The organism is Sulfitobacter sp. 1A12779, assembly GCF_043557315.1.
Lineage (GTDB): Bacteria > Pseudomonadota > Alphaproteobacteria > Rhodobacterales > Rhodobacteraceae > Sulfitobacter > Sulfitobacter faviae.
Genome location: NZ_JBIFFU010000002.1, coordinates 40916 through 64009, shown reverse-complemented (window position 1 = coordinate 64009; position 23094 = coordinate 40916). Strand labels below are relative to the sequence as shown.

The following is a 23094-nucleotide window of genomic DNA, read 5'->3' as shown; positions in this document are numbered from 1 at the left end:
CAAATCAAAAAGAGACGCCCATGAGCAGCAGCCCCAAAATCGACGACGCCCTGCGGGAGGCGATCATCTCAGCGCCCGACGTCATTCTTGACGACAGCGACGTGATGCAGGCGCTGATTGCGGCCAATGAAAAGGCCATGGGCGGCAATATCGTCGATCTGCGCGGCATCGCGATGGAGCGTCTGGAAACCCGTCTCGACCGGCTGGAGGACACCCACCGCAGCGTCATCGCGGCGGCCTATGAGAACCTCGCCGGGACCAACCAGATCCACCGTGCCATCCTGCGCATGCTCGACCCGGTGGAGTTCGAGACCTTCCTGCGCAACCTCGGCGGCGAAGTGGCCGATATCCTGCGCGTCGATGCGGTGCGGCTGGTGTTGGAATCCACCCAAAACGACAATGATCCGGCGGTGCAGCGTTTGGGCGATGTGCTCAGCGTGGCCGAGCCGGGGTTCATCGACGACTACCTCAGCCAAGGGCGCGGCGGCATGGTGCGGCAGGTGACCCTGCGCGCGCTGCAAGATGGCTCCGAAGCGCTCTATGGCAGCAAGGCGGGGTGGATTCGGTCCGAGGCTTGTCTCAAGCTTGATTTCGGCCCCGGACGGCTGCCCGGCCTGTTGGTCATGGGCGCCGAAGACCCGCATATGTTCGGCCCGCAACAGGGCACCGATCTGCTCACGTTCTTTACCGGCGTGCTGGAGCGCTCCATGCGCCGCTGGCTGTCTTGAGCGAGAAGGCAAATCCGCTGCTGATCAGCCCCGCCGCGCGGGACGCGCTTCAGACGTGGTTGGAACACCAAAGCGCGCTAAAGGATGCGGCCGAAAATACGATCATCGCCTACCGGGGCGATGTGACCGAATTCCTCACCTTCATGACGCTGCATAAGGGCGACACCCAAGGTCTGGGGGCGCTGGCGAAAATCACCATCAGCGATATGCGCGCATGGATGGCCAGCACCCGCAGCGGCGGGGCGGGATCACGGTCGGTCGCGCGCAAACTCTCGGCGGTGAAAGCCTTTTACCGCTGGCTGGCCGAGCGGGAGGGGTTCGAGCCTACTGCGGTCCTCCTCGCCCGGTCGCCCAAGTTCACCAAGAAACTGCCCCGCCCGCTGGCCGAAGACGCCGCCCGCGCGCTGATCGACTGTGTCGAGACCCAAGCCCGCGCCCCTTGGGTCGCGGCGCGGGACGTGGCGGTGCTGACCCTGCTCTGGGGCTGCGGGCTGCGGATTTCCGAGGCGCTGGCGCTGAAAGGCGGCGATGCGCCCCTGCCCGCCAGCCTGCGCATTCTTGGCAAAGGCGGGAAGGAACGTGTCGTGCCGGTCTTGCCCGCCGCCCGCGCCGCGATCGAAGACTACCTCGCCCTCTGCCCGCACCCGCGTGAGGCGCAGGCCCCGCTGTTTCGCGCCATTCGCGGCGGTGGCTTGGGCGCGCGCGCCGTGGCGCAGGTGATGGCCGATGCGCGGATGCAACTGGGCCTGCCCGCCAGCGCCACGCCCCACGCCATGCGCCACAGCTTTGCCACCCATCTGCTCGACGCGGGCGGCGATCTGCGCGCCATTCAGGAGCTTCTGGGCCATGCCTCCCTCTCCACCACGCAGGCCTATACCGCCGTCGATACCGCGCGGCTGATGGAGGTCTATAACAGCGCCCATCCCAAGGCGGGCCGCTGAGCCCCTTGCACCCCGCGCGTCAATCGCCATATTGGCCCCAAGCGAGGACGACCTCCCCCATTTGGGCAGCCACTCGGGACGACCCGACCAATACCGGGACCACCCCATGCGCAGCACTGCAGACCGCATCCGCCACGCCCTTAGTTTTGAGATCATCGCCCTGCTGATCGTCACCCCCGCCAGTGCTTGGCTCTTTGACAAGCCCATCGGCCATATCGGCGTCGTCGCTGTGGTCAGCGCCAGCATCGCGACGGGGTGGAACTATGTCTACAACCTCGGCTTCGACCACGCCCTGCGCCGGTTGCGCGGCACGGTCAAAAAGACGGTGCCGATCCGCGTGCTTCATGCCGTGAGTTTCGAGATCGGGCTGCTCTTCGTTCTTTTGCCCTTCATCGCGTGGTATCTAGAGATTTCTCTGCGCGAAGCCTTCTTGATCGACGTGTCCTTGGCGGTGTTTTACCTGATCTACGCCTTCGTCTTTAACTGGATCTACGACGTGCTCTTCCCCGTCTCGGAACCCGCAAACGCATCTTAATCTGCCCTGAGGCGGCGGACGAATTCCGCCGCCGCTTCCGCAGGATCACGCGCCCCATCGGCCACGGCATCGCTGAGCCGCGTCAGATCGTCCTTGGCCTGCGGGGTCTCAAGCTGCGCCAGAAGCCGCTGCTTCACATCCTGCTCGAACCAATAACGCGCCTGTGCGGCGCGGGTGCGGTCCCAGAACCCGTTTTCCCGGCGCCAGTCGGTCAGTTCCTGCAAGGCGGCCCAAGTCTCTTCCAGCCCGTTTTCCTCCAGCGCAGAGACGGCGGTGGCACGCGGAAAGCCCTCAGGGTCCTGCGGGCGCTTGCGCAGAAGGCGCAGGGCACCGGCATAGTCGGCCCGGGTGCGCGCGGCGGTGGATTTCAGATCGCCGTCGGCCTTGTTGATGACGATGAGGTCGGCAATCTCCATGATGCCGCGTTTGACGCCCTGCAACTCGTCCCCGCCAGCGGGGGCCAGAAGCAGCACGAAGGCATCCGACATCTCGGCCACCACGGTTTCCGACTGGCCGACGCCCACAGTCTCGATCAGCACCACGTCAAAGCCCGCCGCCTCGCAAAGCCGCACCGCCTCGCGCGAGCGGCGCGCGACGCCGCCCAGATGGGTCTGGCTGGGCGAAGGCCGGATGAAGGCGTTCGGATCGCGGCTCAGCCGGTCCATCCGCGTCTTATCACCCAAGATCGACCCGCCCGAACGCGCCGAACTGGGGTCCACCGCCAGCACCGCCACGCGTTTGCCCTGCCCGGTCAGCATCATGCCGAAGCTTTCGATGAAGGTGGATTTGCCCACACCGGGCGTGCCCGAAAGCCCGATGCGCAGCGCCTGCCGGTCGGCGGGCAGCTTCGCCAGCAATTCCGCCGCCGCCGCGCGGTGATCGGCGCGGCCCGATTCCACCAAGGTGATCGCCCGCGCCAATGCGCGGCGCTCTCCTGCTATGATGCCTTCGGCCAATGTCTCGATATCCATGGCGCAACTTTTGCGGGGGTGGCGTGGAATTGTCCATCCCCACCCTTGGCGCGGCGCGCGCGATGCCCGATAACCGCGCCATGTCCAACGCTGATTTCGCCCTGCCCATCGACGCCGTTCTGCCGGATGTGATCGCCGCCCTGCGCGACAAGGGCCGCGTCGTGCTGCAAGCCCCGCCGGGCGCGGGCAAGACGACGGGGGTGCCGCTGGCGATGCTGGAGGCCGGACTGACCCCGGGCCGCATCCTGATGCTGGAGCCGCGCCGCCTCGCCGCCCGCGCCGCCGCCGCGCGGATGGCAGAAAGCCTTGGCGAGGAGACCGGGCAGACCGTCGGTTTTCGCGTGCGCGGTGCCTCGGCGGTGTCGAAATCCACGCGCATCGAAGTCGTCACCGAGGGCATCCTGACCCGCATGTTGCAGGACAACCCCGACCTGCCGGGCGTCGGCGCGGTGATCTTCGACGAATTTCACGAACGCTCCCTCAACGCCGATCTGGGCCTCGCGCTGGCGCTCGAAGTTGCAGGCGCGCTGCGCGACGACCTGATGCTGGTGGCCATGTCCGCCACGCTCGACGCCGCCCCGGTGGCCGCGCTGATGGAGGCGCCGATCGTAACCTCAGAGGGGCGCAGTTTCGAGGTTGAACCGCGCTGGCTCGACAAGCCGATGGGCAAGCAAAGGTTAGAGAACGCCGTGGCCGACCTCACGCTGAAGGCGCTGTCGGAGGCGCCCGGCTCCGCGCTGGTCTTTCTGCCCGGCGAGGGAGAGATTCGCCGGGTCGAGGCGCTTTTGCGCCCTGCCCTGTCCGCAGATTGCACCCTCGCCCCGCTCTTCGGCGCGCTCGACTTCAAGGCGCAGCAGGCCGCCATCGCGCCCGCGCCCTCGGGCCGCAAGGTGGTGCTCGCGACTTCCATCGCCGAGACCTCCCTCACCATCGAGGGCATCCGCATCGTCGTTGACGCGGGCCGCGCGCGGCGCGCGCTCTTCGATCCCGCCTCAGGCATGTCCCGGCTGGTGACCGAGCGGGTGACCCGCGCCGAGGCGACGCAGCGCGCGGGCCGGGCCGGGCGGCTTGATACCGGGGTGGCCTACAAGCTCTGGACCCGGGGCGAGGAAGGCGCACTGGCGGCCTTCCCCCCGGCCGAGATCGAGGCCGGCGACCTCACCGGTTTCGCGTTGGAACTGGCGCTATGGGGTGCGCAGGCAAGTGATCTGAGCTTCGTCACCCCGCCCCACGCAGGCCGTCTGGCCGAGGCGCAATCGGTGCTCCAGATGCTGGGCGCGCTGGACGCTGCGGGGCGCATCACCGAACATGGCCGCGCCTTGGCGAAACTCCCCCTTCACCCTCGACTGGCGCATATGGTGGCGCGCGGCGGCCCTCGCGCACCGATGCTCGCAGCCCTTCTTGCCGAACGGGACCCGATGCGCGGCGCGCCCGTCGATCTTGCGCTGCGGATGGACGCGCTGGCCGGAAAACGCACTGCCACGCCGCCCCATGCTCCGACGCTGGCCCGCATCAAGGCCGAGGCGAAACGTCTGGCACGCGGTGCGAAGGGCGACGGGCCGGACTCCTTAGGCGTGCTGGCGGCCCTCGCCTACCCCGACCGTGTCGGCCTGCGCCGCAAGGGCGAGGCACCGCGCTATGTACTCTCGGGCGGCAAAGGCGCCGTGCTGCCAGAGGCCGACCCGATGGCGGGCGCGCGGCTCCTGGTGGCCACCGATCTCGACGGCGACCCGCGTGAGGCGCGTATCCGGCAGGCGGCGCTGATCTCGGACGCCGAGTTGCGCGCTACCTTCGCCGATCAAATCCGCTGGCAAGATGTCTGCCTATGGTCGCGCCGCGAGGGGCGTGTGCTGACCCGCAAGCAAGAGGTCTTTGGTGCGCTGGTTCTGGAGGACCGCACATGGCCCGATGCGCCCGCCGATGCAGTGGCGGTCGCGATGCTGGACGGTGTGCGGCAATTGGGGCTGAACCCCGGCAAGACGGCGGCGCTGTTTCTGGCCCGCGCCCGGCTGATGCCCGCGCCCTTCCCCGATTTCAGCGAAGCGCATCTGATGGAGACGCTGGAAGACTGGCTGCTGCCGCATCTGGCGGGCGTGCGCAGCAGCGCCGATTGGAAAGGGTTCGATATCACCCCGGCGCTCAAAGCCCGGCTCAGCTGGGAGCAGCAACAAGAGTTGGACAGCTCGGCCCCTGCCCATTTTGAAACCCCGCTCGGGCGGCGCGTGGCCATCGACTACAGCGGAGAGACCCCCGGCATCGCGCTACGTTTGCAAGAGATGTTCGGCGTGACGCGGCACCCGACGGTGGGCGGCCAGCCGTTGCAAGTCACCCTGCTGTCGCCTGCGCAGCGCACGGTGCAGGTCACGATGGATATCCCCGGCTTTTGGGCAAGCTCCTATGCCGATGTGCGAAAGGACATGCGCGGGCGGTATCCGCGTCACCCCTGGCCCGAAGACCCCACGGTGGCGGACCCGACCCTGCGCGCCAAACCGCGCGGCACCTGACAAGACAACGCGCGCCGAAAGCGGCGCGCGATCCGTTGGGGTGAGACCTATCTGTTAAGCCGCGACGAACTTCAACGAGACCCCGTTGAGGCAATGCCGCTTGCCCGTAGGCTCTGGCCCGTCATCAAAGATATGGCCCAGATGGCTGCCGCAGCGGTCGCAATGCACCTCGGTCCGGCGCATGAAGAAACTGTTGTCGGCCATGGTCTCAACCGCATTGTCGAGCGGCTGATAAAAGCTCGGCCAGCCGGTGCCGCTTTTGAACTTGGTCGCCGCATCGTAAAGCGGCTGATCACAGCCCTTGCAGATGAAGGTGCCGGGGCGTTTCTCGTCGTTCAGCGGGCTGGTAAAGGCGCGCTCCGTATCGCCTTCGCGCATGACCGCATATTCCAAGTCGCTCAGCATCGCGCGCCACTCGGCCTCGCTGCGGGTAATCTCGAAGTCGCCCTCGACATAGGCCGCCGATGCGCCGCGCGCGCCCAACCCGATGGCGGTGGCGCCCAGAAAGGTCGATGTCAGAAAATGACGTCTGTTCATGGTGTTACTCCTCGCGTTCGGGTGGGATAGCGCCGGGCCAGCATGGGGGTACTGGCCCGGCAACAGGGGTATGGATTGCCTCTTATTTGGGCACCAGCACGCTGTTTACAACATGGATCACCCCGTTGGACTGGTTCACATCTGCGATAGTCACGCGCGAGGCATTGCCGCTTTCGTCGATGATATAGACGTTGCTGCCCTTCACCTGCGCCGACAGCGCATCGCCGGAGACGGCGTTGAAGTGGTAGAACCCATCGCTGGAGGCGCGTGCCTTGGCGGCGATGTCGGCGGCGGACCATTTACCGGCCACCACATGGGCGGTCAGCACTTTGGTCAGCATGTCCTTGTTCTCGGGCTTGAGCAGGGTCTCGACAGTGCCCGCAGGCAGCGCGTCAAAGGCGGAGTTGACCGGGGCGAAAACGGTGAACGGCCCTTCGGAGGCCAGCGTGTCGACCAGACCGGCAGCCTTGACGGCGGCGACCAGCGTGGTGTGATCGGCGGAGTTCACGGCGTTCTCGACGATGTTCTTATTCTCGAACATGGGCGCGCCGCCCACTTCGGGATTGGCGGCGATGGCACCGGTGGCCAGCAGAGCGGCAGTGGCGGTGGCGGCGGCGAATGTCTTGAGCGTCTTCATTGGGTTTCCTCCCTTGAATGCCTCCCGTTGTGGGCGGCGATACTGGACCCACGGGGCAGAGGTGAGAGGAGTTTCAGAATGGTTCAGAAAATTCGCAACAAAATCATAACGCGTTGTAAGAGAAATGAAAAATGAAACGCCCCGCTTAATCAAAGCAGGGCGTTTCGGGGGTTTAGAGTTCCGCCACAGCACCAGCGGCCATGACCTCCCCGGTGGGGACACCGCCGGGTGCGCCGCCGGGCGGCTCATCGGTGATGGCCAGCGTGATCTGCGCCGCCTCGGGCGCCAGATCGGCGGGCAAGGCCACGCGGTTGACCTCCCCCTCAGGCAGCACGCCTAAAGAAATCGGCGCACGATCCGGCAGGATTGCCCAAAGCTCCAGCACGCGGCCCGCGGGCGCGTCGCCCGAGACACGGCGCAGCGCGATATCGCCGCGCGACATATCCATGACGGCCAGCAATTCCAGCGCGCTGTCCTCGGCCGCCATGCGGGTGGCATAGACCTCTGCCGGGGGCTGCATCGGCGGCTCGCGCAGCATCGGCAGGGCAAGTAAGGCCACAGTGGCCAAAGCCGCCACCGAAATCCCCTGCCACAGCCAAAGCCGCTGCAACAGCGGCACCTGCCGCACGGGGAAGAGCCGCGCCATCAGCGCGCGGCGCAGCTTCGCAGGCGGGGCGACGGGGGCGATATCGTCGGTCATCGCCACGAAACGCTCCTGCCAATCGGCCACGCGGCGGGCGAAATCACGGTCTTGCATCAGCCGGGCGCGTGCGGCGGCACGGTCTTCGCCTTCCAACAGGCCCAAGGCCATTTCGGCGGCCAGCAGATCGTCGTCTTCGGGCGGGGTGATGGCGGTGTCGCTCATATGCTCATACACTCCCGCAGGGCCATCAAACCACGGCGCAGCCATGTGCGCATGGTGTTGAGCGGCACGTTGAAACGCTGCGCAAGCTCGGCATAGCTGTCGCCATCAAGGTACGCCCCGCGCACCGCTGCACCGCGATCCGCTTCAAGATCATCCAGACAATTGGTCAGCCGCTTGGCCTCTGACGCGGCCACGGCGGATTGCTCAGGGTTCGGCCCCGGCGCGGCCAGTTCCAGCCCCGGCGTGTCGATGTCCTGATGGCCCTTGCGGGTGGCGCGCAAACGGTCGATCGCGGTGTTACGCGCAATGGTGATCAGCCACGTCATCGGCGACAGGCCATTGGCCTGATAGCGGTCGGAATTATTCCAGATTTTGACGAAACTGTCCTGCATGGCATCCTCTGCTGCGGCGCGTGTATCCAACACACGCAGGCAGACCCCGAATAGTTTCGCCGACACCCGATCATAAAGCGCCTCAAAGGCGGCACGGTCCCCCAATGCGACCTTTGCAATCAGACGTTCAATCTCTTCACGGTCGCTGTCCAAGGGCCACTCCTTCGGGCGGTCATCTGTGTTGCGGCATCGCGCGCATGGTGCGACAGCCGCAGTAAATGTCAACCCTGCCTTATCCATGGGCACAGGCGCAACCCATCGCCGTAAAACGAAAATTCGCGCCGCGCTTCACAAAGATTGCAGGCTTTGAATGCTTCGGCTACCCACGATTCAGAGGGGAATGCGCAAAGGGAGACTGTGCATGCAAAACGCGCTTGAGACGTCCTATGACGTGGTGATCGTGGGCGGGGCCATCTATGGCTCGGCTTTGGCTTGGTGGCTGACCAACACGCCGGGGTTCGACGGCGAGGTGCTGGTGGTCGAGCGTGATCCGACCTATGAATTCGCCTCGACCAGCCATACGAATTCCTGCATCCGCCAGCAGTTCAGCGCCCCCGTGAACATCCAGATTTCGCAGTTCGGGGCCGAGTTCATCAAAAACTTCCGTCACTTCATGCATGACGATCCCGAGGTTCCGGAACTGGCGCTGCAGAGCTTTGGCTACCTCTATCTTGCCGACACGCCCGAGTTTGCCCAGACCCTGCGCGAGGCGCAGGGCATCCAGACCTCCATGGGCGCCCATACCCAGCATATGACCAAGGATGAGATCGCCGCGCGCTATCCTTTCTACATGCTCGACGATGTGATCGCTGCCAATCACAACACGGTGGATGAGGGCTATTTCGACGGCGGCACGATGTTCGACTGGTTCAAACGCATGGCCAAGCGCCGCGGCGTGACCTTTGTGCATGACGAGGTGACGGGCATGGTGCTGAACCCTGCGGGCAGCGCCGTGGATGCGGTGACGCTGAAGTCCGGCGCGACGGTCTCCTGCGGGACGGTGGTAAATGCCTCCGGCCCCCGCGCGGCGGCGACGGCGCAGATGGCCGGGATCACCCTGCCCGTGGTGCCGCGCAAACGCTACACCTTCATCTTCGACGCCGCCGAGCCGCTTGAGATGGACCTGCCGCTGACCATTGACCCCAGCGGCGTGCATATGCGCCAAGAAGGCAAATATTACATGGCCGGTTGCCCGCCAGAGGATGACTATGACGCGGCCTATGACGATTTCACCTTCGACCATTCGATCTGGGAAGAGAAGGTCTGGCCCACCATCGCCACCCGCGTTCCGGCCTTTGAGCGGGTCAAGGTGATCAATGAATGGGTCGGCCATTACGCCTATAACACCGTCGACCAGAACGCGATTTTGGGGTGGCACGACAAGGTCGCGAACTTCGTCTTTGTGAACGGCTTTTCCGGCCACGGCTTGCAACAGGCCCCCGCCATCGGGCGCGGCACGGCAGAGTTGATCACCCATGGCGGCTACCGCACGCTCGACCTGACGCCGCTGGACTACGCGCGGATCGTGCGTTCCGAGAAATTCGTCGAAAGGGCCGTGATATGAAATTGCGCGAGAACAGCTTCCTCACGGCCATCCGCGCCGGGCAAAAGCAGCTTGGCCTCTGGGTCTCCCTCTCCAACGGCTATGCGGCCGAGGTGGTGGCCCATGCGGGCTATGACTGGGTGATGCTGGATATGGAACATGCGCCCAGCGACATGGCCTCGGTCTTGGGGCAGTTGCAGGCGTTCTCGGGCAGTGAGACCACGGCGATGGTGCGGCCCGACTGGAACGATGCGGTCAAGGTCAAACGGCTGATGGACCTCGGCGCGCCGGGGCTGCTGTTTCCCATGGTGGAGACACCTGATGAGGCCCGCGCCGCCGTGGCCGCCTGCCGCTACCCACCGCGCGGCATTCGGGGCGTGGCTGGGCTGAACCGCGCCAACCAATTTGGCCGGGTTAAGGATTACAACGCCGAGGTCGAGAACCAGACCGCCATCCTGATCCAGCTTGAAACCCGCGCCGCCGTTGAAAACGCCGCCGCCTTTGCCGAGGTTGAGGGGATCGACGGTATCTTCTTTGGCCCCGCCGATATCGCCGCCGACATGGGCCATCTGGGCCAGACCCTGCACCCCGAGGTCTGGGAGGTCATCCGCCCCGCCGCCAAACTCTTGATGGACAAGGGCATTCCCGTCGGCACGTTGGTCACCGATCCCGATTTCGCCGCCCAACTGCTGAACGAAGGCTTCACCTTTGTCGCCTGCGGCACGGATGTGGGTCTTTTGGCCCAAGGGGCCGATGCCCTGCGTGCGAAGGTGCGCGACAAGATTTCTGAGACGTGAAAGGAAGATGTTATGAAATTTAAGAAACTGGTCCTGACGGGCGCCGCCGGGCGCCTCGGCTCCTACCTGCGCGAGCCGCTGGCCGCGATGTGTGAAGAACTGGTCAGCTCCGACATCGCCGAGGACATTGGCAAGCTTTACGACGGTGAGCGTTATCAGAAGGCCGATCTGGCGAGCTACGACGAGGTCGCGGCCCTGATGGAGGGCGCTGACATGGTGGTGCATTTCGGCGCCATCGTGGATGAAAAACCCTTCATGGAACTGCTCGGCCCGAACTTCGTCGGCTCCTACAACGTCTGGGAATCGGCCTATCAGGCCGGGGTGCGCCGGGTGGTCTATGCCTCATCGATCCATGCGGTGGGGATGCACAAGAAGGCCGATTTCATCGGCATCGACGCGGCCCACAAGCCCGATACTTTCTACGGCCTCGCCAAATGCTTCACCGAAGACCTCGGCTCCATGTATTGGGATAAGCGCCAACTCGAATCCGTGCATCTGCGCATCCTAAGCGCGGCACAGGTCAACAACTCCCGCGCGCTCGGCTCGTGGCTCAGCTATGACGATCTGATCCAACTGGTGACCCGCGCGGTGGACACGCCCTCGGTCGGATTCTCGGTGATCTACGGTGTGTCTAACAACGACCGCGCCCCGGTGGACAACTCGAAAGCCTCCTTCCTCGGCTACCGCCCGAAGGACAACGCCGAGCAATTCGCCGAAAAAGTGCTGGCCGAGGAAGGCCCGGTCGACATCACCGACCCCGGCCAGATGTGCCACGGCGGCCCCTTCGCCAAGGTCGATCTGGGCGAAAGCGGCATCGCGCAGATGACCATCGTCGACGACAAGAAAGAGACCTAAGCGGCCAAACGAAAGGGACCGTCATGAAACTGCAAGACCTCGATATCATCGTGACGGCCCCGCCCGCCCCCGGCTGGGGCGGGCGCTATTGGATATTGGTCAAACTGACCACCGACACCGGCGTAACCGGCTGGGGCGAATGCTATGCTGCCAGCGTCGGGCCCGACGCCATGCGCGCGGTGATCGAAGATGTCTTTGCCCGCCATATGCAGGGCGAAAACCCCGAGAATATCGAGCTAATGTTCCGCCGTGCCTATTCCGCGGGCTTTACCCAACGGCCAGACCTGACCGTCATGGGCGCGTTTTCGGGGCTAGAGATCGCCTGTTGGGACATCTTGGGCAAGGACCGCGGCCGCCCGGTGCATGCGCTGATCGGCGGGCGCACCAATGACCGGGTGCGCGGCTATACCTACCTCTACCCGCTGCCGCATCACAGCATGGCAGATTTCTGCACCTCGCCCGAGATGGCGGCGGAATCGGCGGCGGATTGCGTGGCGCGCGGCTATACGGCGGTGAAATTCGACCCCGCCGGCCCCTATACGCTGCGCGGCGGGCATATGCCTGCGATGTCGGACATCAGCACCTCCGCGGCGTTCTGCAAGGCCATCCGAGAGGCGGTGGGCGACCGTGCCGATCTGCTGTTTGGCACCCATGGGCAGTTCACCACCGCGGGCGCAATCCGGCTGGGCCAAGCGATCGAACCCTATAGCCCGCTGTGGTACGAAGAGCCGATCCCGCCAGACGCGCCTGAGCAGATGGCCAAGGTCGCGCGCGGCGTGCGCGTCCCTGTGGCCACGGGCGAGCGGCTGACCACCAAGGCCGAATTCGCGCCTTTGTTGCGGGCGGGCGCGGCGGAGATCCTGCAACCGGCCCTTGGCCGTGTGGGCGGCATCGCGGAGGCCAAGAAGATCGCCACCATGGCCGAGGTCTATAACGCGCAAGTGGCGCCGCATCTCTATGCCGGACCGGTGGAATGGGCCGCGAATGTGCAGCTTGCCACCGCCATCCCGAACATCCTGATGTGCGAATGTATCGAGACGCCGTTCCATGACCAATTGATCAAAGGGTCGATCCGGGTGGAGGACGGCTTCATCACCGCCCCCACGGCGCCCGGTCTGGGGATCGAAGTCGATGAGGAACTCGCGCGCGCGCATCCTTATACCGGCGATGGCCTGCATCTGGAGATGCGCGAAGAGCCTTGCGATTATGTGAATGGGAATAATTTCCAAGGCGGCGCACCGACGGATAGCCACTAGGCGCCGGGCCATCGCCTGCCCGCCCCCCGGGTAGGCGATTTGGCGGGGCTTGGCACAACTTCGCGAAGGCGCGCCGAGGTTGCACCATAAAGTGGCATAAGGCACCCGCGGATCGCCGACCCGCGGGCAGGCGCTGGCCCTCAGCTACCCCAGCAAGTCCCGCGCCGCCGCCACGATCCCCTCGCGTGAGGGCAGTGTCGCCGCATAAGCAGGCCCCGTGGCGATAAAACTGTCCTCCGCCGTCAGCCGAGCAAACTTTGCCACACCGCGCTCAGCCATCAGCGCCATCAGCGCCTCGGCCTGCCCGCCCGTGCGACGACACTCGTCCACGATCAGCACCGGACGATCCCCGATGGCCTCGATCAACGCATCCTCCGGCAAAGGCGCCAGCCAGCGCAGGTCGATCACCCGCGCATCAACACCTGCCTCGGCGAGATCCCGCGCCGCCTGCTGGCTCAGGTAATGCCCGTTGCCATAGCTCACGATCGCCAGATCACCGCCCGCACCCGTGACGCCGACCTCGTCCAGCCCGATCCGCCGATCCGGGGCCGGGTAGGTCCGCATCCAGCCGCCGTCCCCGGCCTCCATCAGGTCGCGCATCGGGTAAAGCGCGATGGGCTCGACAAAGACCACAACGCGCTGCTCCTCGCGCGCCAAACGGTGCGCCTCGCGCAGCATCATCGCCGCGTCGTCCCCTGCCGAGGGGCAGGCGATGATAATGCCGGGAATGTCGCGCAGCACGGCCAGCGAATTGTCGTTGTGAAAATGCCCGCCGAACCCTTTCTGATAGCCCAGCCCCGCGATGCGCAGCACCATCGGGTTGCTCCACTGCCCGTCTGAGAAGAAGGGCAAAGTCGCCGCCTCGCCGCGCAGCTGGTCCTCGGCATTGTGCAGATAGGCGAGGAACTGGATCTCCGGCATCGGCAAAAAGCCATTATGCGCCATGCCGATGGCGAGGCCGAGGATGCTCTGCTCGTCCAGCAGCGTGTCGATCACCCGTCCGGGGCCAAAACGGTTCTGCAGCTTCTGGGTGACGCCATAGACACCGCCCTTTCGGCCCACGTCCTCGCCCATCAGCATGGTCTCGGGATGGGAGAGCATCAGGTCGTGCAGCGCCCAGTTGATCAGCCGCGACATCGGCTGGGGGTTATCCATCTGCCCCATGTCGCTGCCAAAGGTCTCAGCCCGCGCCTCGGCGCTCGGCCCGTTGCTGGGGGTACAGCCGCGCTTGGGCGGCAGGAGGCTCGCCATGACGTCCGACGCCGTCTTCAGCCGGGGGCGTTTCACCACCTCGTCAGCCGCCTTCGCGACCGCGGCTTGCGTATCGCGGTAGATCGCCAGCGCCTCCTCTGCAGACGCCCCGGCCTCCACCAGCAGCCGCGCGGAATGCAGCAGCGGGTCGTTGGCCTCATCTGCCTCCACCTCGGCGCGGGGCAGATAGGAGGTCGCTACATCCGCCCCGGCATGGCCATAGAGCCGCACGGTGCGCAGGTGCAGGAAGGCGGGCTTGCGGTGAACACGCACGTAATCCGCCGCCTCCTTCGCCGCCGCATAGGCCGCGTGAAGATCAAGCCCGTCGCCCTCGAAATACTTCAACCCCGGTCGGGCAGACATCGACGCCTTGATCCAGCCCGTCGGCGTCTTGGTCGAAATGCCGATGCCGTTGTCCTCGCAAACAAAGAGCAGCGGCAGCGGCACGCCCTGCACGGCGGTCCAGCAGGCGGCATTGATCGCCCCCTGCGCGGTGGAGTGATTGGCCGAGGCGTCGCCGAAGCTGCACATGGCAATGCCATCGCGCGGCAGGATCGCGTGCTCGGGCCGGTGCCGCCGCGCCATGCCGATGGAATGCGCCGCCCCCACCGCCTTGGGCAGATGGCTGGCAATGGTCGAGGTCTGCGGCGGAATCATCAGAGGGCGCGAGCCCAGCACCTTGTGCCGCCCGCCGCTGGTCGGGTCCTCCGCCGAACAGGCAAAGCTGAGCAGCATGTCGCGCATCATGTCCTGCCCGCCGGTCTGATCGGCCCGGGCGATCTGGAAGGCCGCATCGCGGTAATGCAGGAAGGCGATGTCATCGACGCGCAGCGCCGCCGCCACCGCCGCCATCCCCTCGTGGCCGGAGGAACCGATAGTGTAGAACCCCTGCCCCTCTTTCTGCATGACGCGGCTTTGCAGGTCGAGCGCCCGGCTCAGCACCTGCGCGCGGTAGAGCTGCTCCAACTGGTCGCGCTCCAGCGCCTTTTCGGAATGGGTGGAATCGGGAAAATCCCCCGCCGCAACGCGACGGAGGAAGTTCTCATGAACGATGGCAACGCGGTCCATGGGGCCTCTTGGAAATAGAAATTCATCGCTCTCGGCGAAAGCATGTCGGCCAGAAAGAAAGGCGCCGCCCCTCTTTCTGGCCATAAGTATTTTCGGTGGCCGGGGGGGAGTGCCCCCCCCCGAAGCCAGTGTTTAGAAGAACGCCTGCAGGCCAGTCTGGGCGCGGCCCAGGATCAGCGCGTGCACATCATGGGTGCCCTCGTAGGTGTTCACCGTCTCAAGGTTCATCATGTGGCGGATCACCTGGAACTCGCCCGAGATGCCGTTGCCGCCGTGCATGTCGCGCGACATGCGGGCGACGTCGAGCGCCTTGCCGCAGTTGTTGCGTTTGACGATTGAGATCATCTCAGGCGCGGCGTTGGCGGCATCCATCAGACGGCCCACCTGCAGCGAGCCCTGAAGGCCGAGCGAAATCTCGGTCATCATATCCGCCAGCTTCTTCTGGAACAGCTGCGTTTGCGCCAGCGGCTTGTTGAACTGCTTGCGATCCAGCCCGTATTGCAGCGCGGCGTGCCAGCAGAACTCGGCGGCACCCATCGCGCCCCAAGAAATGCCGTAGCGGGCGCGGTTGAGGCAGCCGAACGGGCCTTTCAGACCCTGCACATTCGGCAGCAGCGCATCTTCGCCGACCTCGACACCGTCCATGACGATCTCGCCGGTGATCGAGGCGCGCAAGGAAAGCTTGTTGCCGACCTTGGGCGCGCTCAGACCCTTCATGCCCTTTTCCAGCACGAAGCCGCGGATTTTGCCGTCATGGGCTTCGGACTTGGCCCAAACCACAAAGACATCGGCGATGGGGGAGTTCGAGATCCACATCTTGGAGCCGGTCAGCTTGTAGCCATTCTCGGTCTTCACGGCGCGGGTTTTCATGCCCGCGGGGTCGGAACCCGCATCGGGCTCGGTCAGGCCAAAGCAGCCGATCCATTCGCCCGAGCAGAGCTTGGGCAGGTATTTCTGGCGCTGCTCCTCGGAGCCATAGGCATAGATCGGGTACATGACGAGGCTCGCCTGCACCGACATCATCGAGCGGTAGCCGCTGTCCACGCGCTCGACCTCACGCGCAACGAGACCGTAGGAGACGTAGCTGCCGCCCAGACCGCCGTATTCCTCGGGGATGGTGACGCCAAGAAGGCCCATCTCGCCCATCTCGCGGAAGATCTCCGGGTCGGTCTTTTCCTCGGCAAAGGCTTCGATCACGCGCGGCTGCAGCTTTTCCTGCGCATAGGCGCGGGCGCTGTCGCGGATCATGCGCTCGTCTTCGGTCAATTGGCTGTCGAGGCGGAAGGGATCCTGCCAATCGAAGGTTCCAAGATCGGGTTTGTCCTTGGCGCGCAGCTTGGGGGCGTCAGCGGTCATGATGCATCCTTTCGGGTGATGTGATTTGCGGCAGTATTGCAAATCGGCGGCGCGAACTCTATCGCTGCTTTGTCCTGAGTTCATGAGAAAAAGTCATATGATCGCGCCGCGCCGCTTCCTGCCTTCGATCTCGGCCCTGCTGTCTTTCGAGGCGGTCGTGCGGCTCGGCACCGCCACGGCGGCGGCGCAGGAATTGAACCTCACGCAGAGCGCGGTCAGCCGTCAGATCAAGACGCTGGAGGAACAGCTGGGCGTAACGCTGATGATCCGTCAGGGCCGCCGTTTGACGCCAACGCAGGCGGGATTGGATTATGTAACGCAGGTGCGCGACATCCTGAACCGGTTGGCGCAGGCCTCGGTCTCGACTCGGACAAACCCCACGGGCGGCACGCTTAATCTGGCGATCCTGCCTGCCTTCGGGATGCATTGGCTGGCCCCGCGCCTGCGCGATTTCGCGCGGGACCACCCGGAGGTGACGGTGAACCTATCGACCCGGCTGCGTCCCTTTGCCTTTGCGGGCAGCCGATTCGACGCCGCCATTCATTTTGGTCATGAAGATTGGCCCGGCGTGCGCTACCTCCCGCTTTTGCCGGAAACGGTGGTGGCGGTCTGCGCGCCCGATCTGCTGCCCGCACCCTTGGAGGATGCACGCGACGTGCGCCATCTGCCGCTGCTTCATCTGGAGACCCGCCCACGCGGATGGGCGCGCTGGCTGTCCTCGCTCGGGGTGACGGATGAGCCGCCGGGCGGCATGATGTTCGACCAATTCTCGACCATGGCGCAGGCGGCGATTCACGGGCTGGGGGTGGCGCTGCTGCCGACCTTCTTCGCCCGCCCCTACCTGCGCGACGGGCAATTGGTGCTGGCGGCGTCGCCCACCACGCAAAGCATCGGCAACTACTACCTCGTCTGGCCTGACGACCGGGATGAGACGGCGGCGCTTGCGTCATTCCGCGGCTGGCTGGCCCAACAGGCGGAGCCTGCGACGGCGGGGTGAGCCGCGCAAAGCTGGCCCAAGTTATGCCGCATTTACCTTGTATGAAACCGGCTAACCCGCCCGCATCGGGCGTTCCAAAGGAGCAGATGATGCTAAGTTCATACCGCAAAAGCACCGGCGCTCTGGCCCTTGCCCTGAGCCTCTGCGCCGCTGGCGCCATGGCCGAAAGCCGCAACGTGCTGATCGTCGACGGCGCCTATTTCCCATCGCTGTCCCATGTGCAGCCGGGCGATCAGGTGGTCTTTACCAATAACGCCACCGGCAGCCATACGATCACTGGCGAGGATGAGGCTTGGACCAGCGGCCCGATCCCCGTGAACGGCAGCTACACGCTCGACATCACCGCACAGACCCCGACCAGCTTCAGCGGGCAGACTTTGGAAGAGCCTGCTTTCGAAGGGGCGATCAGCTTCGACTGAGCCCGCACCGGTTTCAGCCCTTCAAAGCCCCGCTTGTGACAGCGGGGCTTTGTCGTTTCAGCGCTTGGCCTTATTGGGCAAAAACGCGGTCCATATCGGCGAACCCCTTGACCTCAATCGGATTGCCCGACGGGTCGCGGAAGAACATGGTCGCTTGCTCGCCCGGCTCTCCTTCGAAACGCAGCGAGGGTTCGATTACGAAGTCGACCTCTGCGCCCTTCAGCCGCTCTGCCAGCGCCTTCCAATCCTCCATCCGCAGGACGACGCCCAGATGCGGCATCGGCACCATATGCTCACCGACCTTGCCGGTGGCCTCTGTCTTGAAAGGCTCACCCAGATGCATGGAGATCTGGTGTCCGAAGAAGGAATAATCGACCCAAGTCTCGGTCGACCGGCCTTCGGTGCAGCCCAGCACATCGCCGTAGAAGGCGCGGGTCTCATCAAGGTCGCGGACGTTATAGGCAAGGTGGAAGGGGGTGAGCATAGCGGTCTCCTGTTTGGTTACCGCATGTGTATCCCTTGGCGGGAGAGGTGCAAGGGGCCGGCTTGCGGGGGGACGCGCAGCCTAGGCATCCGCCCGGAATCAAGAGCCCTGCCCGGCTATTCACAAACAAAAAGGGCGCGCCCCGCTGGACGCGCCCTCTCGCCAAGGCCCGAGACCCTTACTTCATCTTGATGCGGCCATCGGTGTAGGGCTTGTAGCTGCCGTTCTTCGCCAGATACTCCGCCGTCACATCCGCCAGATCGGGGCCGAAGTCATAGGCATTCTCGGCGTCCTTGAACATCGCGTAGCCGTCGCCGCCATTGCGGACATAGTTGTTGGACACGGCGCCATAGGTCTTTTCGGGATCAATCGGTTCGCCGCCAACCATCACATCGCTGATGCGGCTGCCGGGCTCGGCCTTGGGATCAAAGGTATAAGACATGCCCGCCACCTGCGGGAAACGGCCCGCGCCGTCTTCCAACTGGCTCACCCCATTCTCCAAGGCTTCGATCAGGGTCGCACCGCTGATCTGGAAGGTCGAGAGCGTGTTCTGGAACGGCAGCACGGTCAGCACTTCGCCCATGGTCACCTCGCCCGCGTCGATGGAGGCGCGCAGACCGCCCGCGTTGGAGATCGCCACGTCGATGCCCTGATCCTTCACCCGGTCCAGCATCGCGTCGGAGACAAGGTTGCCCATGGCGCATTCCTGCGCGCGGCAGATGTCACGGCTGCCTTCGATGGTTTCCGATGTCTCGGCCACGACCTTCTGGCGCAACTCCTCCAGCGGGGCGGCGCGTTCGGCCACCAGATCGACCGTCGCCTGATCCTCTTCGACCGAGGCGTCGAGCAGGATCGGATCGCCGGAGATCGACGTGACCTCCCCCGCATCGTCAAAGGTGACGTTCAGCTCGCCCAGATATTTGCTGTAGGCATAGGCCTGCACGATCGGCACGTCGTTGACCATGGTCGGGTAAGCGCCCTCGGCCCGTTCCTCGCTGTTGCTCAGAAGCGTGTGGGAATGGCCGCCGACGATCAGGTCAACCCCGGTCAACTCCTCGGCCAGCCGCTTGTCGCCCGCCAGCCCGATGTGAGTGAGCAGGATGATCTTGTTAACCCCATCCTCGGTCAGCGCGTCGATCTCGGCCTGTGCCGCATCCGCTGCGGGAGAGAAGATCACCTCCGCCCCGGGCGAGGAGGTCTCGGGCGTGTCCTCGGCAAGGACGGAAACGATGCCGATCCGCTCTCCACCAACCTCAAGCACGGTGGACTTGCCGATCTCGCCCTCCAGCCCCTCGACACCGGTCACGTCGATGTTGGCCGAGAGCACGGGGAAATCGACCTTGGCCACGAAATCGGCCAGCCCCTCGGGGCCGTCGTCAAACTCGTGGTTGCCCACGGCCATCACGTCATAGTCGAGCTTCGACATGAACTCGGCTGCCATGTCGCCCTTGTAGCGCGTGTAGAAAAGCGAGCCTTGGAACCAGTCGCCCGCATCCAGCAGCAGGTGGTTCTCTCCGGCGCGTTCACGGGCGGCTTCGATGGCGGTGACCATCCGCGCGACACCGCCAAAGCATTTGCCCTCGGCATTCTCCTCGGCGCTGCAGGGGCCGTCATATTTGCTGATCGGCTCGAACCGGTCATGGAAATCATTGGTATGCAGAATGGTCAGATTATACTCTGCCGCCGCCATGCCGCTGGTCAAAGCCAGCGCAGCGGTCGCGGTCAGGAATCGTTTCATGATAGTTCCCCTGTTGCTTGTTATGCCGGTATCGTGGCGCGGGGTTTGGCCCGTGTCAAAGGTCATATGACCTGCCCTATGGTCACCCGCGGGTCTTGACCCCGCCCCGCCCGGCGGGCATCAGAAGCCATGCTGATTTTCAAGATATTCCGCGCAGACGAATGGGCTGCGCTGCGCAAGAATGGGGTCTCGGACGGGGCGCCGATCGATGTCACCGATGGCTATGTGCATTTCTCCACCGCCGAACAGGCGGCGGAAACCGCTGCCAAACATTTCAAGGGGGAGGACGGTCTCTTCCTGCTCGCGCTTGAGGCCGACGCTCTGGGCGATGCGCTGAAATGGGAGCCCTCGCGCGGCGGCGCGCTTTTTCCCCATCTCTACCGCCCGCTCAAGATCGAAGACGTAGTCTGGGCGCAGCCCCTGCCGCTGGTGGGTGGCGTGCATGAATTCCCCGCAGGATTGGGCGAGGCCAGCAAATGACGCCGCTCTTGGAAAAGCTGGGCCTGCGGGCGCTGCACCGGGTCGATCCCGAAGCGGCCCATGGTCTGGCGATCCGCGCGCTGCGGGCGGGGCTTGCGCCCGCGCCGGGGCCGCAGACTTCGGCGCGGCTGCACACCACGCTTGCCGGGCTGGACCTGCCGAACCCTGTTGGGCTGGCGGCGGGGTTTGACAAGAACGCCACTGCAATCGCCCCCCTCTCCCGCGCCGGGTTTGGCTTTGTCGAAGTGGGGGCCGCCACGCCCCTGCCCCAGCCCGGCAATCCGCGCCCGCGCCTGTTTCGCCTGACCGAGGATCGCGCCGCGATCAACCGTTTCGGCTTTAACAACGAGGGGATGGAGGCGATCTGCGCCCGGCTTTCGCGCCGGGGTGCGGGGGTGCCGGTGGGGCTGAACCTTGGTGCGAACAAGACCAGCCAAGACCGCGCCGCCGACTTTGCCCGCGTGATGACCGCCGCGCGCAATCACGTCGATTTCGCGACGGTCAATGTCTCGTCCCCCAATACCGAGAAGCTGCGCGATCTTCAGGGCAAGGCGGCGCTCTCGGCCCTGCTCGAAGGGGTGATGGACGTGCGCGGCGCCACGCCGGTTTTCCTGAAAATCGCCCCCGATCTTAGCGAAGCCGAGATTGAGGATGTGGCCGAGGTTGCCCAAAATTCGGGCGTTGCTGCCATCATCGCGACCAATACCACGCTTGACCGGACTGGCCTTGCCAGCGCCCATGCAGGCGAGGCGGGTGGTCTGTCCGGTGCGCCGCTGTTCGACCGCTCGACCCGCGTCTTGGCGCGGCTGGCGGGGCTGACGGATATTCCGCTGATCGGCGTCGGCGGGGTGTCGGACGCGCAGACCGCCTATGCCAAGATCTGCGCCGGGGCCTCTGCCCTGCAACTTTACACCGCGCTGGTCTTCGGCGGTCTCGGACTGGTGCGAGAGATCACCACCGGGTTGGACGCGCTCTTGGCCCGCGACGGTTTCGCCAACGTGGCCGAGGCCGTGGGCAGCAAACGCGAGGATTGGCTATGATCACCCTATGGCACAACCCGCGCTGCTCGAAATCGCGGCAGACGCTGGCCCTGATCGAAGCAGCCGGGGGGAAAGTCACCCTCCGCCGCTACCTCGAAGACGCGCCGACACGGGATGAGGTCATCGCCGCCCGCGACACCCTTGGCCTGCCTGCGATCAAGATGATGCGGACGGGCGAGAAGCTGTTCAAAGAGTTGGGCCTGACCAAGGACAGCCCCGAAGAGGCCCTGATCGACGCCATGGCCTCCCATCCGATCCTGATCGAACGCCCCATCGCCTTTGACAATGGCCGCGCCGTGATCGGCCGGCCGCCCGAAGCGGTGCAGGCGCTGCTCTAACCCGCCGCGCGCTCCAACGCCGGATAGCGCAGCGCCAAGGTGATGCCGCGCACCACGAAGGACGCCAGAAGCGATATCCAAAGCCCGTGATTGCCCAGGCTTGGCACCAATGCCAGCGCGGTCACGGCATAGATCAGAAATGACACCAGCATCATGTTGCACATGTCGCGCGACCGCGTGGCGCCGATGAAGATGCCGTCGAACATATAGGCCGCACAACCCAGCAGCGGCGCCGCGACCAAATAGGGCAGATAGACCCGAGCGAGATCTTGCACCTGCGGGGCCTTGGCCATCAGATCAATGATCGCGCCACCGCTGACGGCAAAGACCACCGATAACAGCAAGCTGACCAACAGCGCCCAAGCGGAGGTCAGCACCGCCCCGCGCCGCAGCACATCGCGCTGCCCCGCGCCGTAGGCCCGGCCAATGATCGCCTCGGCGGCGAAGGCGAAACCGTCCAGCCCGTAGGAGGTGATCATCAGGAACTGCAACAGCACCTGATTGGCCGCCAAGGTCACATCGCCCAAGCCCGACCCCATGAAGAGGAAGGAGACAAAGATCGCCTGCAACAAAAGCGAGCGGATCAGGATATCGGTGTTCACCTGCATCATGCGCGTCCAGCGCGGCCCGTCAAAGACCTGCGCCCAATCGCGCCACGCCACCCCTGCGAAAGCCGCGCGGCAGAACCACAGGCCCAAGGCCGCGCCGCTCCACTCCGCAAGGAAGGTGGCGATGGCGACGCCTTCGACACCCCAACCGAGGCCCAGCACAAACCACAGGTCCAGCAGGATATTCAGCCCGTTCATCCAGACCTGTAACACCAGCACGGCGCGGCTGCGTTCCTGCGCGATGAGCCAGCCGGTGATTGCATAGATCGAGATGGCAGCGGGGGCAGACCAGATGCGGATCGCCATATATTGCCGCGCCAGCCCCTCAACCTCGGGCGATCCGGGGGCGATCTGGAACGAGGCCCAGAAAAGCGGCCATTGCAGCGCCATCAAGGCCAGCCCCGCCCCCGCGCCGATCAAAAGCCCGCGCGTCAGCAATGCGGCGACCTCGCCCTCTTCGCCATTGCCCGCCGCCTGCGCGGTGAGGCCCACGGTGCCCATCCGCAGAAAGCCAAAAATCCAGTAAAGCGCCGAGAGGACGATCGCCCCCAGCCCCACCGCGCCAATCGGGGCAGCGGCGCCCATCTGCCCCACCACGCCGGTATCGACCGCGCCGAGGATCGGCACGGTGGCGTTGGAGATGACAATGGGAACCGCGATCTTGAGCACGCGGCGGTGGGTCACCACATCACGCGCCACCAGCGTGCCACGCTCAACCGCGCGCACCTCTGCCTCGGTCAGCGGCTCCGTCTCT

At 65.1% G+C, this 23094-nt stretch carries 23 protein-coding genes; 13 read left to right on the top strand and 10 right to left on the bottom strand.

What is annotated here, in order from left to right; translation table 11 throughout:
* Positions 1 to 20: 20 nt before the first annotated feature.
* From ACGYLQ_RS02965 to ACGYLQ_RS02955, 3 genes are all read left to right on the top strand, one after another.
* Complete coding sequence (locus tag ACGYLQ_RS02965; protein WP_271693139.1) at positions 21 to 728, top strand: DUF484 family protein; 708 nt, start codon at positions 21 to 23, stop codon at positions 726 to 728.
* The gene (locus ACGYLQ_RS02960) at positions 725 to 1669 is read left to right on the top strand and encodes a tyrosine recombinase XerC (protein WP_394440339.1); all 945 of its coding nucleotides are present in this window, start codon (positions 725 to 727) and stop codon (positions 1667 to 1669) included. The genes ACGYLQ_RS02965 and ACGYLQ_RS02960 overlap by 4 nt, the downstream gene beginning before the upstream one ends.
* Positions 1670 to 1775: 106 nt before the next feature.
* Positions 1776 to 2204: a PACE efflux transporter gene (locus tag ACGYLQ_RS02955; protein WP_067263523.1), complete on the top strand. Its 429-nt coding sequence runs from the start codon at positions 1776 to 1778 to the stop codon at positions 2202 to 2204.
* Here ACGYLQ_RS02955 and meaB read toward each other — a convergent pair.
* Positions 2201 to 3175: a methylmalonyl Co-A mutase-associated GTPase MeaB gene (gene meaB, locus ACGYLQ_RS02950; RefSeq protein ID WP_394440337.1), complete on the bottom strand. Its 975-nt coding sequence runs from the start codon at positions 3173 to 3175 to the stop codon at positions 2201 to 2203. The genes ACGYLQ_RS02955 and meaB overlap by 4 nt on opposite strands.
* A gap of 62 nt (positions 3176 to 3237) precedes the next feature.
* On the opposite strand from meaB, the gene hrpB reads away from it, so the two are divergent.
* Complete coding sequence (hrpB, locus tag ACGYLQ_RS02945) at positions 3238 to 5679, top strand: ATP-dependent helicase HrpB (protein WP_394440876.1); 2442 nt, start codon at positions 3238 to 3240, stop codon at positions 5677 to 5679.
* A 54-nt stretch (positions 5680 to 5733) separates the two neighbouring features.
* Here the strand turns inward: hrpB and msrB are convergent, their stop codons facing one another.
* The 4 genes from msrB to ACGYLQ_RS02925 form a co-directional block, all read right to left on the bottom strand.
* On the bottom strand, positions 5734 to 6216 hold the full coding sequence (msrB, locus tag ACGYLQ_RS02940; RefSeq protein WP_394440335.1) for a peptide-methionine (R)-S-oxide reductase MsrB: 483 nt from the start codon (positions 6214 to 6216) through the stop codon (positions 5734 to 5736).
* A gap of 82 nt (positions 6217 to 6298) precedes the next feature.
* Positions 6299 to 6853: a fasciclin domain-containing protein gene (locus ACGYLQ_RS02935; protein ID WP_394440333.1), complete on the bottom strand. Its 555-nt coding sequence runs from the start codon at positions 6851 to 6853 to the stop codon at positions 6299 to 6301.
* Between the two features lie 172 nt (positions 6854 to 7025).
* The gene (locus ACGYLQ_RS02930; RefSeq protein ID WP_394440331.1) at positions 7026 to 7718 is read right to left on the bottom strand and encodes an anti-sigma factor domain-containing protein; all 693 of its coding nucleotides are present in this window, start codon (positions 7716 to 7718) and stop codon (positions 7026 to 7028) included.
* On the bottom strand, positions 7715 to 8263 hold the full coding sequence (locus ACGYLQ_RS02925; protein WP_394440329.1) for a sigma-70 family RNA polymerase sigma factor: 549 nt from the start codon (positions 8261 to 8263) through the stop codon (positions 7715 to 7717). The genes ACGYLQ_RS02930 and ACGYLQ_RS02925 overlap by 4 nt, the downstream gene beginning before the upstream one ends.
* A 208-nt stretch (positions 8264 to 8471) precedes the next feature.
* Here ACGYLQ_RS02925 and ACGYLQ_RS02920 point away from each other — a divergent pair, with 208 nt between their 5' ends.
* From ACGYLQ_RS02920 to ACGYLQ_RS02905, 4 genes are read left to right on the top strand one after another with little or no spacing between them, the layout of a single operon-like run.
* Positions 8472 to 9674 (top strand): NAD(P)/FAD-dependent oxidoreductase, encoded by a 1203-nt coding sequence (locus tag ACGYLQ_RS02920; protein WP_394440327.1) that lies wholly within the window; start codon positions 8472 to 8474, stop codon positions 9672 to 9674.
* Positions 9671 to 10450, top strand: coding sequence for an HpcH/HpaI aldolase/citrate lyase family protein (locus tag ACGYLQ_RS02915; RefSeq protein ID WP_394440325.1), 780 nt, complete (start codon positions 9671 to 9673; stop codon positions 10448 to 10450). Before ACGYLQ_RS02920 ends, ACGYLQ_RS02915 begins: the two co-directional genes overlap by 4 nt.
* A gap of 12 nt (positions 10451 to 10462) precedes the next feature.
* A complete protein-coding gene (locus ACGYLQ_RS02910) occupies positions 10463 to 11305 on the top strand; it encodes an NAD-dependent epimerase/dehydratase family protein (protein WP_394440323.1) in 843 nt (280 codons plus the stop codon).
* A gap of 23 nt (positions 11306 to 11328) precedes the next feature.
* Positions 11329 to 12561, top strand: coding sequence for a mandelate racemase/muconate lactonizing enzyme family protein (locus ACGYLQ_RS02905; RefSeq protein ID WP_394440321.1), 1233 nt, complete (start codon positions 11329 to 11331; stop codon positions 12559 to 12561).
* 144 nt (positions 12562 to 12705) lie between these two features.
* On the opposite strand, the gene ACGYLQ_RS02900 is transcribed toward ACGYLQ_RS02905, so the two are convergent.
* Positions 12706 to 14880, bottom strand: coding sequence for a thiamine pyrophosphate-dependent enzyme (locus tag ACGYLQ_RS02900; protein ID WP_394440319.1), 2175 nt, complete (start codon positions 14878 to 14880; stop codon positions 12706 to 12708).
* Positions 14881 to 15012: 132 nt separating this feature from the next.
* A complete protein-coding gene (locus tag ACGYLQ_RS02895) occupies positions 15013 to 16236 on the bottom strand; it encodes an acyl-CoA dehydrogenase (RefSeq protein ID WP_394402948.1) in 1224 nt (407 codons plus the stop codon).
* Positions 16237 to 16333: 97 nt separating this feature from the next.
* On the opposite strand from ACGYLQ_RS02895, the gene ACGYLQ_RS02890 reads away from it, so the two are divergent.
* Together ACGYLQ_RS02890 and ACGYLQ_RS02885 are read left to right on the top strand one after the other, a co-directional pair.
* Complete coding sequence (locus ACGYLQ_RS02890; protein WP_394440317.1) at positions 16334 to 17233, top strand: LysR substrate-binding domain-containing protein; 900 nt, start codon at positions 16334 to 16336, stop codon at positions 17231 to 17233.
* A gap of 86 nt (positions 17234 to 17319) precedes the next feature.
* On the top strand, positions 17320 to 17652 hold the full coding sequence (locus ACGYLQ_RS02885; protein WP_394440315.1) for a hypothetical protein: 333 nt from the start codon (positions 17320 to 17322) through the stop codon (positions 17650 to 17652).
* Between the two features lie 70 nt (positions 17653 to 17722).
* Here ACGYLQ_RS02885 and ACGYLQ_RS02880 read toward each other — a convergent pair whose 3' ends face one another.
* Complete coding sequence (locus ACGYLQ_RS02880; protein WP_271688085.1) at positions 17723 to 18136, bottom strand: VOC family protein; 414 nt, start codon at positions 18134 to 18136, stop codon at positions 17723 to 17725.
* Positions 18137 to 18314: 178 nt separating this feature from the next.
* The gene (locus ACGYLQ_RS02875; protein WP_394440313.1) at positions 18315 to 19874 is read right to left on the bottom strand and encodes a bifunctional metallophosphatase/5'-nucleotidase; all 1560 of its coding nucleotides are present in this window, start codon (positions 19872 to 19874) and stop codon (positions 18315 to 18317) included.
* A gap of 129 nt (positions 19875 to 20003) precedes the next feature.
* Between ACGYLQ_RS02875 and ACGYLQ_RS02870 the strand changes: the two genes are divergently transcribed.
* Genes ACGYLQ_RS02870 through arsC form a run of 3 tightly spaced genes read left to right on the top strand, consistent with a single transcriptional unit; the run spans position 20004 to position 21732 of the window.
* Complete coding sequence (locus tag ACGYLQ_RS02870; protein ID WP_394440311.1) at positions 20004 to 20354, top strand: DUF952 domain-containing protein; 351 nt, start codon at positions 20004 to 20006, stop codon at positions 20352 to 20354.
* Entirely contained in the window at positions 20351 to 21394 is a 1044-nt protein-coding gene (locus ACGYLQ_RS02865) for a quinone-dependent dihydroorotate dehydrogenase (RefSeq protein ID WP_394440309.1), read from the top strand. The genes ACGYLQ_RS02870 and ACGYLQ_RS02865 overlap by 4 nt, the downstream gene beginning before the upstream one ends.
* Entirely contained in the window at positions 21391 to 21732 is a 342-nt protein-coding gene (gene arsC / locus ACGYLQ_RS02860; protein WP_394440307.1) for an arsenate reductase (glutaredoxin), read from the top strand. Before ACGYLQ_RS02865 ends, arsC begins: the two co-directional genes overlap by 4 nt.
* Here the strand turns inward: arsC and ACGYLQ_RS02855 are convergent.
* Positions 21729 to 23081: an MATE family efflux transporter gene (locus ACGYLQ_RS02855; RefSeq protein ID WP_394440874.1), complete on the bottom strand. Its 1353-nt coding sequence runs from the start codon at positions 23079 to 23081 to the stop codon at positions 21729 to 21731. The two genes, arsC and ACGYLQ_RS02855, sit on opposite strands and share 4 nt — an antisense overlap.
* Positions 23082 to 23094: the final 13 nt, after the last annotated feature.